Below are 13,872 nucleotides of genomic sequence, written 5' to 3'. Positions count from 1 at the left end.
CAATGATCAACTAAAGGAAATGAATATAACATATAAAATTGTAGCACAAGACCTTGTTTCTTTGGGTGTCTTCCTCGGTTATAATGACAACTCTAAATCATAAAAGCGCTGTTTCTTTTTCTAATTCACGATGTAATACTTCTCCCATACGCTTCATACCTTCAATGATTTTCTCTTTAGACATATTTGAGTAATTTAAACGTAATGTATTTTTTTGTGTACGATTTGGAAAAAATGGTACACCAGGAACACAAGCAACATTGTTTTTCAAGCACTCTATAAATATATGTGTTGAATCAACGCCCTCAGGGAGCTCAACCCAAATAAATAATCCACCTTCTGGCTTACTGTAAGACAAATTCTTTGGAAAAAATTCTTCAATACAAGATAACATAGCTGTGCATCTTTCTTTATAAACTGCTTTGATTTTAGTAATGTGCTCTTCGATATCGTAAAGTTCCATATACTTTGCTGTCATTCTTTGAGCAAAGCTGACAGTATGTAAGTCAGCTGTTTGCATAAAAGCAACGTACTTATCAATGAAAGATTCGTCTGCACAAATCCATCCAAGTCGAAGACCGGGAGTAAAAATCTTAGAGAAAGTGCTTATATAAATGACTCTGCTCTCTGTGTCAAAATGTTTCACAGGGGGGAGTTCCTCCCCGGCAAATCTTACAGCTCCATAGGGGTTATCCTCTACAATCAGCACATCATATTGATTAGCAAGCTCAATCATTCTAATTCGCCTTTCGAGTTTTAATGTGCGACCTGTAGGGTTTTGGAAATCTGGAATCGTATAGATAAATTTTGTGTCAGGATGCTCTTGCAGCTTTTTCTCTAGCTCTTCCATAACCATTCCATCATCATCCATAGCTACTTCAACAAATTTGGCATTATATGACTTGAATGCATGAATTGCTGAAAGATAGGTTGGGCTTTCACAAATAATCGTATCTCCTTCATTGATAAATAATCTTCCTGTAAGGTCGATTGCTTGCTGGGATCCTGATGTAATAAGAACATTTTCAATAGTAGAGTTGATTCCAATCCCTTTCATCCTTTGACAAATAGCTTCTCTTAAAGGAATATATCCTTCTGTCGTACTATATTGTAGAGAAGCCGCACCTTCTTCACTCAAAACAGCATTGCATACATCCTTAAGAGCTTCTACAGGAAACAACTCTGGAGCTGGCAGTCCTCCTGCAAAAGAGATGATTTCTGGTCTTTCTGTTACTTTTAGTATTTCTCTTGTCTCAGAAGATTTTATTAAACGAGCTCTCTCAGCAAACTTATTTTCCAATTATCATCATTCCTTTTTTATAACGTTTAGTCATGATTTGAAAAGATTCTAGGCTATCCTTACTCTAAGAATGTTTTGAATTTTCAGTTACATTTATTTTTTCGACTTTACTCTCTTTTCTAGTCGCAAAAATGATAATTGGAATAAGCAGTAATGAAAGCACAGCACCAGCAATGGAAAGAGCAGCATAACTAGAATGTGCTACAACCATTCCTGATAATCCTCCTCCTAATGCTCCTGACAAAGCAATCCAAACATCTACAGAACCCTGCGTCTTAGCCCGAGTAGATGGTGAAGTAGCATCTACAATGATTGCTGTGCCGCTAATTAACCCAAAATTCCAGCCAAGTCCAAGTAAAACAAGTGCTGTAATGAGTACTTCCATTGAATCAGCAGGACCCATAGCACCTAGAATGCCAGTAGCAAGCAGCGTAACGGCAGAAGCAATGGCCATAGCAGTACGACCAATTTTATCAACAAGAAAACCAGTTACTAACGAAGGTAAAAACATAGCACCTACGTGAAATCCAATGACAAGACCTACTTCATTCAAACCATGGCCATGGTGTCCCATATGTATGGGGGTCATTGTCATAATTGCCGTCATCACAAATTGAGTTAGAACCATTACGGCAGCTCCTGCAAAAATGCCTCTCCTGTTTATCGACAACATAGCAGATTTTTCCTCTAAAAGACTGTTTTTTCTTTGATCATCTGATATTGCTTTTGCAACAATAAAGGGATCAGGACGAAGAAAAATTAAGAGAACCAAACCAGCAAGTATATAAGCTGTGGCAGCTAATATAAATGGACCAGCTAAAGAAGGAATTCCGATGGATATCGCAAACTCACCCATTACATCCACCAGGTTTGGTCCTGCAACAGCACCGAATGTGGTGGAAACCATGGCCATACTAACAGCCTTTGCTCTTTGTGCCCGGTTTGCCAAGTCAGTTCCTGCGTAACGTGCTTGTAAGTTCGTTGCAGATCCAGCTCCATAGATAAGTAGTGAAATAAATAAAAGTAAAATGCTATTTAATAATGCTGAAATGACTACTCCAATGGCACCGATACCGCCAGCCAAAAATCCTGCCGCAAGTCCAGAACGACGTCCAAATCTTTGAGAAAGTCGTCCCACAAGCAGTGCGGCCCCTGCTGACCCTAAAGTAAATAATGCCGTAGGAAGTCCCGTTACACTATCTGTACCTAACATGTCTTGGGCTAGAAGTGCTCCCACTGTTATTCCTGCTGCAAGTCCTGCTCCTCCAAAAATTTGGGATATAACAACAACCATTAATGTTCTCTTATATAGTTGTTTTTGTTTTTCTGAAGAACGAATGTAGACTTGTAACCAAGCTGATTGATCGTCTGACTTTTTTACGCTATCTTGTAACACAATTTAACCTACCTTTCTAGAAAACTCATTCTCTTTCATATAACTAGATTTCAAACATCTTAACACCAATAAAAAAACCATACAATATTATTATTGTACGGCAAACAATTTTCTTAATTGTTTCCTTATCTATGCAAAATAACTATTATGTTGATAAACTTCTTATTTACAATTTATGTAACACAGCATCTAGATCTAAAGTCTGTGTTCCATCTTCTAATTCAATAAATGGAATTCCTATACCTCCTGCTTCTCGTACAGCTTCATAAAGGGCATTGTTTTCCCTAATATACAAATAATTCTTTAGCGCAGAAAAGCTTGCAGAAAAATCCTGAAACTCGATATTTGCTTTTTTTCTTTTAGTTTACTTAGTGCATATAATGTATCTGGGCACCTCCCAATTACTTTCACTTTCATCGTTCATCCACCTTCGAATTATTTATGTTATAGTACACCTTTCATGGCTTGAAAGTAATTCGCTAATATCTCACAAAGAATGATTTTGGGAAACTCTTTAACCGCTGAGATTTAGAATAATTTCTATTAAAATAAAATGATAATACATTGATAATTGTACTTGTTTAACGTGACTTTTATAGCGGCTTTTAGATTTAAGAAATTCATTGCTGAATGGAGTCCTATAAACTTTGGAAATAACTCAAAGCCAACGTTTTTACTATTACCTTATGCCACACTAAAAATTTTCACTTCAGGGTCAGCACTCAACAATGGCTTAAGACCAACAAAAACATCGCTATTAAACATTTCACTTTTTAGATAAGCTTCTGCGTTCTCAACACTATCGAATCCGTGAAGCACCTGAACATCTTCATTTCGAATTAAAAGTTCCTTAGAAACAGCACCTTTTATTTGTGTCAAAAAAGGTTGGCGATAATCAACGTATACCTTGGCTGCTGCCGGACGGTTTGCTTCATCAATAATCATTGTTATTTCTAAATATGCTTTTGTACTCATGGTATCTACCTCCATCATTTATTTGTATGGATCAACGATTTCATCATATCACCCGTAAAAAAACCATACAATACTATAATTGTATGGCGAACAATATATGTGGGTGGTTGATTACCGTGGTCATTATTCTTTATTCACATGGTGTTGCAGTAATGTCATCATGTCCATCTTACACACTGTCTCCTTATATAATACGGCATTTTCTAGCATGGTTAAGCGCTTGCGATGAAACGAGTTTTTGAATCAAATTCGAAATATAGTATTCTATTAATATCTGTGTCCTAAAAAAATGAAATCACAGCAAATTACTTCGTTTTATAAAACAAATAGCTTAAATCGTATCGCAGTATCTAGTCATTATGCGCCAAAATCTTCTTCATTTAATGAATCTTTTGCTAGATCCTTTGCTGGTTCCTTTTTTGTATAGAACTTATACGCTGCAAAAACGATTGCAACCCATACTGCTGATACTACTAAGGACATTCTCATTTCCGGCAGGATACCCATACATACTATTATCACAGCCATAAAGAACAGGCCGAAATAATTGCTGTACGGATAGAAAGGCATTTTGTAAGTAAGTTTGTCAACTTCATTATTTTTCATTTTAATCTTCCTGAATTTTAAATGACTTATTAGAATCGCAGACCAGGCAGAAATTAGACCAAAAACAGTAACGGAAGCAAACAATGAAAAAACTGACTCGGGAATTAAGTAATTCATAATAACACCAACAAGCATTGCTGCAAAAACGAGTATGACTGCTGCAGATGGTATATTTTTACTGTTAACCTTGCTAAGGAAGCCGGGAGCATTCTTTGCCAAAGACAAGCTGTAGAAAGAACGGGTATTGGTAAAAATACTAGAGTTTACTGCAGATAATACTGCCGTAATAACGACAAAATTCATAATTGAAGCGGCAGCTGGAATATTCATTTTACTAAATATTTCAACGAATGGGCTTCCAGACGAACCGATAGTATTCCAAGGATAGATTGTTACCAAAATAAAGATAGCCCCAACATAGAAAATAAAAATTCTCCAGAACACAGAATTAACAGCCTTAGGAATTGTAGTCTTTACATCTTTTGCTTCTCCTGCTGCAAGTCCGAGGTTTTCAACTCCGCCAAATGCAAAAGCCACCATTACAATCGATAAAATAAATCCGCTCATTCCCGTTGAGAAAAAGCCTCCATGGTTTACGAGATTTCCTAACCCAACCGGATTACCACCATTTCCAACTCCGAAAAATATCATTAAAACTCCAAATATTATCATAAGGACAATCGCTATAACCTTAACCAAGGAAAACCAGTATTCTGCCTCTCCATAAATCGATACACCAATCATATTAATTGTGAACAAAATCAATACCACTGCTAAAGAGCTAACCCAAATTGGTATATCAGGAAACCAAAACTGTACATATCTCCCAAGTGCGTTAAGTTCTGCTGCACTTGTTGCTATTAAAAAGATAAAAGCGTTCCAACCTGTTAGAAACCCAACAAAGCGATGAATATAACGATTCGAATAGGAAATATATGAACCAGATACCGGTTCTTCCACAGCCATTTCGCCTAAAGCTCTCATGATGAAGTAAATGGCAATCCCAACGAGTAAATATGTCAGCAGAATGGCAGGTCCCCCTCTGCTAATGGCCCAGGAAGAACCGTAGAAGAGACCAGTTCCAATTGAGCCCCCTATAGCTATCATCTGGATATGACGACTTGACAGACCTCTCTTCAACTCTTCTTTCTCGTAGGGCTGTACGTGTATTTTTTTACTCATTTCATTCCCTCCTCATGACTTTGTGTATTTCATTTTATTTTTCTTATGTTAAACAGATCATGGTAACTCCTCGATGAAAAAAACACTCTGTCCCCCTTCACAAGATTAGCTTCTTGATAAAAGCGTAGATGTACGGAAAAGCTTTTCCCTTTAGATGTTAGCGCTTTCATTAAAATTATTAAAATTAATACTTCCGAGGAGATGTGGCAGGATTAGGTACTGATACACCGGAAAAGAAATCAAGACCCGAATTGTCTTTGTTCGTTTTATCATGCTTGCGACCAATCCACGAGAAGAGGATGACCCGAAATCTGTGGGACAACTCTTCTATTTGGCTTGCGATGAAATCCGAGACATTCGTTTTGTGGAAGTGATTTTCATCCTATTATTATCACTAACTTATAAACTATCGGAAGATCTTCTCCTTACCATGGAACAAAAATCTCTTTTTTCAGAAGCCTTTTTAACAAGTTGCCCCTTTATTCTCGACTGGGCCATCAGGGTTTTTTACACTGTGTTCAGGATGAGAAAATTGAGTAGTTAATAGATTTAATTTCATTCAGCTTTCATGGCATTACAGCAATAGCTTCTATCTCACAATGAACACCTTTTGGAAGCTCTTTAACCGCTACACAGCTTCTAGCTGGTTTTGATACAAAATAGTTTGAATATACCTCATTAAAGGCCGCAAAATCCGCCATATCTGCTAAGAAACATGTAGTCTTAAATACATACTCAAATCCACTTCCTGCTTCTTCAAGAATCGCTCCCACATTGCGGCAACTCTGTTCCGCCTGGTCTTTAATGGTATTCCCTACCATTCCGTCTTTTGGATTTACTGGAATTTGTCCTGACGTATATACGAATCCATTTACTATAAATCCCTGTGAATATGGTCCAATTGCTCCTGGTGCATGTTTAGTTTCTATTATTTTCATCATCTTTTTCCTCCTATATTTATATATCCGGGGCCTAAGATAATTTAAATCCCGGCAAATTCCTTCATCTTAAATATCCATTAAACAGATAACTTATGTCGTATTTTAGATCGCCTGTGCTAAAGGACTGATTTTTTCCGCCATTTATAGTGATAACTTTATCCTGATATTTCAGTTGCTTGGTGAGTTTCCAATTCTGCAGTTTCTTGCTTTGTATTGATTGCATCACAGATTCTTTTAAGGCCTTCAGCCAATACAGATTTCGGGCAGGCAAGATTTAACCTAATGTAGGAGTCTGAATTCTGTACAAACATATCCCCCCCCTCTAGTAGAACTCCTGCCTTATGGGCAAAAAACAAGGGAAGGTTTTCAACCTCATTGAAGTAAGCCCTTACATTTATCCACGCAAGGTACGTTGCTTCCGAAATTTCAAAAACGACATTTGGCAAATTCTCTGCCAGATAATCTCTAGTAAAAATAAAATTGTCATCCAGATAAACCCTAAGTTCTTCTAACCAAGGTTCTCCCTTCTCATAAGCGGCTTGGGCACCGGCAACACTTAAAGGGTTATCAAAATTGTAATGTCTTGAAAGCCAAATTTCTCGTAATTTATTATTCGGAATAATAATATTTGAAAGCATCAGTCCCGCTGTGTTAAAAGTCTTACTCGGTGCCATACAGGTAATTAATTTGTCATACTTAGGAAACACTTTAGCTAACGGAATATGTTTTTTACCCACTCTCAGAAGATCACAATGAATCTCGTCTGAGATCATCCACAAATCGTTTTTGATACATATATCTCCCAATCTTCTAAGCTCCTCTTCCGTCCAAACCCGACCTGTAGGATTATGTGGATTACATAAAATTAAGAGAGTTGTTTTTTCATCAGCTGCTTTCCGTTCAAAATCATCAAAGTCAATGCGATAGTGACCATTGTCATTTATAAGGTCTGTGCATACACTCTCACGACCATGAAAATCTGCTGCATATTTAAAATATGCATAAGATGGAGTTAAAAAGATGACCTTTTCATCTGGCTTGCAGATATAATCAACCAGTTCATATAAAGCAGGAATAATTCCATTAGACATGACTAGGTGGTTTCTATCAAAACTCCATCCATATCTTTTCATACACCAATTCACAAAAGCATGATAATAAGAATCAGAGAATATACGGGTATAACCAAAGATTTTTTTATCCAAACGTTCTTTGATGGCATCGATAATGACCTGCGGTGTTGCAAAATCCATATCTGCAACCCACATTCTGATAAACTCCTCATCTTTGTAAGGAAACGTAATCGAATCATTGGTCCCGAATATATAGTCACGGAAACCATCTGTACTCATTGCATTTGTATTACTTCTGTCAATCATTTCGTCAAAATTATACATGATCTTATCCCACCTTCTGTATTTTGCACTTCTGAATTAGGACTAATGTTGTTGCATCCAAATAACATCATTCCTTTTAGAAAATAGATATTATTTAGAATTTTCTTTCTGCAGTTATCTTAACACGCACAAAAAAGCCATACAATATTACAATTGTATGGCAAATCATATTAGGTAAGATCGTTTAGTAAACGTTTAAGGATCATCAATCCTTGCTCAAGCTCTTCAAGCGTTTCTGGTGCACAGACTGAAACCCTTACAGCACGCTCTGGACAACTATTTCCAACGACAAAACGTTCCGCCGCATACACTTGTACCCCATGTTGTGCAGCTAATCTTTCAAATTCAGCACCTGTGATTTTGCCTGGTAATAGTAACCAGCGAAAGATACCTGAATCAGCACCTAAACAGGTATAATCTGCCAAATGTCGATTTACGACTTGGTTTCTACGAATGGTTTGCTCCCGATGAACATCAATGATGATTTCAAATTGATTCGATACAATCGTACGTGCCGCCAGTTCTGCTAATAATGGGGAAACGGATATATTTAGATTATAAAGTGCCTTTGAAATTGGCTCCTTGAATCGACTCGGAACTGCTGCATAAGCTAGTCGTAACCCCGGTGCTATTGATTTCGATAAACTCGCAATATAGATAACCTGTTCTGGTGCAAATGATGCGACTGCTGGAAGTGGTTTTTCGCCCAGGAGATGATATGTCGCATCTTCAATAATGAACTGATTATACTTTTTGGCAATTTCTGCAATCGTTTTTCGATTCTCGACAGACATACAAGAAGCTGTTGGATTATGGTAATCTGGGATCAAATAAATGCCTTTAATATTGTCATTTTTACACGCATATTCAAAGGCAGTTGGACTCATTTCATTGTTCTCTGATTTTATCGGTACTATTTGCACACTAAGCATCGCTGCAACAGTTTTTAAGCCAGGGTACGTATGATGGTCAGCACCAATGCGATCACCAGGCTTACAAAGACTTGCCAGTGTAGCAGCAATCGCATTTTGACCCCCATTAGCAAATAAAATGTGATCAACTGTTGTCTCAAATCCACCTCTTCGGATTAGCTTTATAGCCGCATCCTTTTGCCAAAGGCTTTCGCCTGCACGACCATAACCAAACCATCTTTCATAATCTGTCTCTTGCAGCATACTTTTTAGCTGTAGTAGCAGTGGCTCGTAAGAAGCATTATCTGGAAGTGTTGCTCCCATTTCAATTAATTGCTTCGGCTTTGTATCTTCAAGTAAATATGCATTCGATAACGCATCATACGATACAAATGTCCCACTTCCAACCGATGCACTTAATAATCCCTTTAACTCACACACTTTAAACGCTTTTGAAATGGTACTTAGATTTAAATCTAAATAATCTGCAAGTTCTCGCTGTGGGGGAAGTTTTGTTCCCGGTAATAAAACTCCGTTTAAAATATCCTGTTCCAATTGCCCTGCGATTGCTTGATAAATTGGCTTTTTCGTTTTATCAATCGATGGTTTCCAGCTCATCGGATAGTTTTCAAAAGAATTAATCGGCATAATACGCATCCTTTTTCATACAATTATATGATTGTGTGGTTTATAAAACAATTATAATTTTCTTTCATTTGGCATCTAGTCATTTCCTTTCTCGCCTATCTCCACACGCTCATTAATTGACCACCTATTTTTCAAAAATTAGTACATGTCACTTAAAGCAACTTGCATCTCATTCAAACTATCTTAATTCACTCTTAGCATCAACCTCTTCTAAAAATGACAGTCTTTTACCATTCTATTTTCTTAACTTGTCAAGGTACGTCAGTAGTAAGTAATGACTAACTGTTATACGACTGTTTCATTCTTAAGACTCCTAACATACTGTAAGAGGAAAAATTAAATTACCATCTAGCAGACATGATCATAAGACTTTTCAATTTAGAAATCATTGGTTATACTAATAGTAGAAAAATCATAAACTAAAAAAGACTGTTCGGTGCTAGAACACCAAACAATCACACAATAACCAGGTTCCCTTCAAGTGGGATCAGCGTTTTTGGAAAATAACTCACCTCATCGCGCTGCTATGCTCAAGGGTGGGTTATTTTTTGTCTTTAAAAGATATGATTGACAACACCAAACTTGCAAATGCTATCATAAGCATTAACGTTTGTAATATGTCATCATAAGCACCACCCCCTTTCATTCCGGGGTAATGCTGACCACCCTTGAGTTTTCCTAACTATTGTAAAACAATTATAGCAGAAAACAGAATGTATGTTCTTATGTGTTTCGTAAATAAATTGGTTTGTCAAAAACAAAACAACAACCTATTTATAAATGGTCCATCTTTATCTCAAATCCGTATTTTACTTTATACGAAAAATAAATCCCTGCTAACGCGCAGGGATTCCCAATTTATTACTCAAACTATTTAGATATCCAATTCCTCCACTCTTCTCCATTTCATTTATTAGGAATTCTCTTTTATCTTTCACGATAATGTCTACACCGGTGTCTACAAATTTTTCAACACTTTCACCTTTTGTCACCTTCAGTGCAGTTTCAACACTTAAATACCCCATGGATTATCAACAGCTAAACCTTGTATACGCTCTACTTCGATTAGCTCAAGTATGTTGCTCAATGAACTCTACTAAATGTAGTGTTTCCCGGTACATCTATTATTTTCGATTCATTATTAAACTTAATTTGTACTCAGTAAAAGTGAAAAAACAAATAGGATTAAGGCAGTGAAGAGCGATGGTTTTTTCTCTATTGGTTTATAAACTCTTTTCTATTCCTTTTTCATTCCAATCTTGTTGTTGTTTTTATACGTCACGGTCCTAGGTAAAGCTATTTAGATTACTGACTTCTCAAGAATTTCAACAACATCTAATGTTTGTACTTTTTCTTCTACTTCCTTTGCTTTTGTGCCATCACTGATCATGGTTAAACAGTATGGGCACCCTGTACTGATGATGGTTGGATTTGTTTCAAGAAGCTGCTCGGTTCTTGAAACATTGATACGTGTTCCCTTATCTTCTTCCATCCACATTAATCCTCCGCCAGCACCGCAGCACATCACATTCTCACGTTTCCGCTCAGGCTCTACAATTTTCACACCTGGAATCGCTTTTAGAATTTCTCGTGGTGCATCATACACATTATTGTAGCGTCCTAAGTAACAGGAATCATGGTACGTAATTACTTCTTCTACCTTTTTATTTGGAATGATCTTTCCTTCTTTGATTAATGTTTCTAGTAATTCTGTATGATGATAAACCTCTGCTTCTAAACCAAATTCAGGGTATTCATTTTTTAATGTGTTAAAAGCATGAGGATCCATCGTAACTATTTTTTTTACATGATACTTTTTAAATGTTTCAATATTTGCATTTACTAACTCTTGGAATAAAAACTCATTTCCAAGACGGCGCGGTGTATCTCCAGAGTTCTTTTCTTCATTTCCAAGGATCGCTACCTTCACCCCAGCTTTATTTAAAAGACGAGTAAAGGATTGAGTAAGCTTTTGACTTCGATTATCATAAGATCCCATCGATCCAACAAAGAACAGATAATCAAACTCTTCACCTGTTTTTTTCAATTCTTTTGCCGTTGGAATCGTCACATCCTCTACATCATTGCGCCAATTGATACGTTCCTTACGGTTAATCCCCCATGGATTTCCTTGACGTTCAATATTCGTCATCGCACGTTGTGCATCAGGATTCATTTTTCCTTCTGTTAAGACAAGGTAACGGCGCAAATCTATGATTTTATCCACATGCTCATTCATCACGGGACATTGGTCTTCACAGTTTCGGCACGTCGTACATGCCCAAATCTCTTCTTCTGTCACTACATCTCCTATTAAACTCTCACTTTCGATCGTTGCTGATACTTCCTGAAAAGCACTACTCACCAATGCTAATTGATTGCCTCTTGTGTTTTTAAAAGCAAATGCAGGCATCCATGGCTGTCTGGAAGTAACCGCAGCTCCCTTTTCTGTTAAATGGTTCCTCATTTTAATAATAAGCTCCATCGGAGATAACGTTTTTCCAGTTCCTGAAGCTGGGCACATATTTGTGCATCGTCCGCATTCTGCACATGCGTACAGATCAATCAACTGATGCTGGGTAAAATCCTCAATTTTCCCGACACCGAATTCTTCAGCTGTCTCATCCTCAAAATCAATCTTTTTCAATTTCCCAACAGGGCCGCTTTTCTTAAAGAAGATATTGACCATGGCAAACAACTCATGAAATTGCTTGGACTGGGGTACAAATACCATAAACGTGAATACAGTCAGCATATGAACCCACCAAAATCCGTAGAACATCACAGTTCCTGCTGTTGTTCCAATACCGGAAAACAATAATGCAACTGCACCAGAGAAAGGAGCATAGACAAGATTTGGTTCATGGTTTAACATGACCGTTTCGAATCCTAATGTAACTAGGATGGATAAAGTCAATATACTTAAAGCGATATAAACAAAAGCAGCTTTACCGTCGCGCTTCCATTGCAGACGCTTTATCTTTTCACCATATCGGCGGTAGAAGCCATATACGACGGCGAGCAGCATAAGGAACGTAGCCCACTCCTGCAGGAGACTGAAATATTTATGAGCTTCACCAAAAGGAAATTCATAGCCTTTAATAAATCCTTTGATAATAAGTTCTATAAGTCCTACTTGAATGATAAAAAAGGTATAAAATAATATTACATGCATCAAACCGCTTTTCTTGTCTTTGAATAATTTTGACTGACCGAAGCCGTTGACTAAGATCAGATTGAAGCGTTCTTTCAGGTTTGGTTCAAACTCAGCTTTTTTGCCAAGCTTGATAAACAAATAGCGAGTATACACTAGATTGACAAACAAATAGATCGCATATCCAGCCACGGCCAGGAAAGCAAGTAAATTCAGCAACGATAACATCCTTATCATCCCCTCATGGTTGTTTCTAAATCAGTTCCCTTTAATGGAGAACAAATCCTATTGATGATTTTCTCTTCAATTATCGGCACACTGCTTTGAAGTAAATAGGAGGAAATGAATTCCTCCCTGTAAGCACTCTAACCTTTTTTCTAATCTAGTGAAGGGCTACAAGCTTAAACTCTTCTACTAGTAAAGGCACTACTTCAAATAAATCTCCGACAATTCCATAATCAGCGATGCTGAAGATATTTGCTTCCGGATCCTTATTGATCGCTACAATCACTTTCGAGTTAGACATCCCTGCAACATGTTGAATGGCACCGGAAATTCCGCAGGCAATGTATAGATCGGGTGTGACTACTTTCCCTGTTTGACCAATTTGCATAGAATAATCGCAGTAATCAGCATCGCATGCACCACGGGATGCCCCTACTGCTCCGCCTAGCGCATCAGCCAGTTCCTGCAGCACTTTAAAGCCTTCCTTACTCTTTACGCCGCGGCCGCCGGAAACAATAATTTTTGCCTCTGAAAGGTCAACTCCGCTAGTCGTTTTGCGTACTACTTCTTTGATAATCGTACGTAAATCTTTTATTTCCACATTGATAGAAGTCACTTCTCCGCTGCGGGATTCATCCTTTTCAAGTGACGCAATATTATTTGGACGAATGGTTGCAAACAACAATCCATTATTTATTTTCTTCTTTTCAAAAGCTTTACCCGAATAAATGGGACGAGTAAATAAAACATCTTCCCCGTTCTTTTCAATGGCAATTACATCTGAAACTAATCCGCTTTGCAGCTTCATCGCAATCCGGGGTGCAACATCTTTCGCATTTCCTGTATGCCCCATAAAAATTCCGTCTGGATTTTCAAGCTCGATAATCTGAAGTAGAGCTTGCTGATAAGCATCTGTCGTATACAAAGCTAATTGTGGATGATTGACAATAATCACTCTATCTGCCCCATATTGAATCAAAGCATCGGTAATACCTTTTTCTTGTTCACCTAAAAGGACACTTACTACTTCTCCTCCGTTTGCAGCTATTTTAGCAGCTGCAATTGTTTCAAATGATATATTTCGTAATTCACCGTTTTTTATTTCAGCTACCGTTACTATTTTTTTCATTATGAACC

11 protein-coding genes are annotated in these 13,872 nt (G+C 37.4%); all 11 read right to left on the bottom strand.

Annotation, left to right across the window (positions count from 1 at the left end; translation table 11 throughout):
* Positions 1-97: 97 nt before the first annotated feature.
* The 11 genes from GMB29_RS10505 to GMB29_RS10460 all read right to left on the bottom strand — a co-directional run bounded on the left by GMB29_RS10505 (position 98) and on the right by GMB29_RS10460 (position 13,867).
* Positions 98-1,300: an aminotransferase-like domain-containing protein gene (locus GMB29_RS10505; protein ID WP_136358263.1), complete on the bottom strand. Its 1,203-nt coding sequence runs from the start codon at positions 1,298-1,300 to the stop codon at positions 98-100.
* Positions 1,301-1,364: 64 nt separating this feature from the next.
* Positions 1,365-2,699, bottom strand: coding sequence for an MFS transporter (locus GMB29_RS10500; protein ID WP_196305265.1), 1,335 nt, complete (start codon positions 2,697-2,699; stop codon positions 1,365-1,367).
* Positions 2,700-3,380: 681 nt separating this feature from the next.
* Positions 3,381-3,671, bottom strand: coding sequence for a hypothetical protein (locus GMB29_RS10495; RefSeq protein ID WP_136358265.1), 291 nt, complete (start codon positions 3,669-3,671; stop codon positions 3,381-3,383).
* A 357-nt stretch (positions 3,672-4,028) separates the two neighbouring features.
* Entirely contained in the window at positions 4,029-5,459 is a 1,431-nt protein-coding gene (locus GMB29_RS10490; RefSeq protein WP_136358267.1) for an amino acid permease, read from the bottom strand.
* A 566-nt stretch (positions 5,460-6,025) separates the two neighbouring features.
* Entirely contained in the window at positions 6,026-6,400 is a 375-nt protein-coding gene (locus GMB29_RS10485; RefSeq protein ID WP_211091277.1) for a RidA family protein, read from the bottom strand.
* A 155-nt stretch (positions 6,401-6,555) separates the two neighbouring features.
* Complete coding sequence (locus GMB29_RS10480; protein WP_136358271.1) at positions 6,556-7,797, bottom strand: MalY/PatB family protein; 1,242 nt, start codon at positions 7,795-7,797, stop codon at positions 6,556-6,558.
* A 170-nt stretch (positions 7,798-7,967) separates the two neighbouring features.
* Positions 7,968-9,356, bottom strand: coding sequence for an aminotransferase-like domain-containing protein (locus tag GMB29_RS10475; RefSeq protein WP_136358272.1), 1,389 nt, complete (start codon positions 9,354-9,356; stop codon positions 7,968-7,970).
* 541 nt (positions 9,357-9,897) lie between these two features.
* Positions 9,898-10,002: a putative holin-like toxin gene (locus GMB29_RS28045; RefSeq protein WP_406600323.1), complete on the bottom strand. Its 105-nt coding sequence runs from the start codon at positions 10,000-10,002 to the stop codon at positions 9,898-9,900.
* A gap of 190 nt (positions 10,003-10,192) precedes the next feature.
* Positions 10,193-10,381 (bottom strand): hypothetical protein, encoded by a 189-nt coding sequence (locus tag GMB29_RS10470; RefSeq protein ID WP_136358274.1) that lies wholly within the window; start codon positions 10,379-10,381, stop codon positions 10,193-10,195.
* 275 nt (positions 10,382-10,656) lie between these two features.
* Positions 10,657-12,738, bottom strand: a complete 2,082-nt coding sequence (locus GMB29_RS10465) for a (Fe-S)-binding protein (RefSeq protein ID WP_136358276.1) — start codon at positions 12,736-12,738, stop codon at positions 10,657-10,659.
* 154 nt (positions 12,739-12,892) lie between these two features.
* On the bottom strand, positions 12,893-13,867 hold the full coding sequence (locus GMB29_RS10460) for an electron transfer flavoprotein subunit alpha/FixB family protein (RefSeq protein ID WP_136358278.1): 975 nt from the start codon (positions 13,865-13,867) through the stop codon (positions 12,893-12,895).
* Between the last annotated feature and the right edge of the window lie 5 nt (positions 13,868-13,872).

It is taken from the genome of Metabacillus sediminilitoris, from assembly GCF_009720625.1.
Taxonomy (GTDB): domain Bacteria; phylum Bacillota; class Bacilli; order Bacillales; family Bacillaceae; genus Metabacillus; species Metabacillus sediminilitoris.
This window is presented reverse-complemented; position numbering and strand designations above follow the sequence as displayed.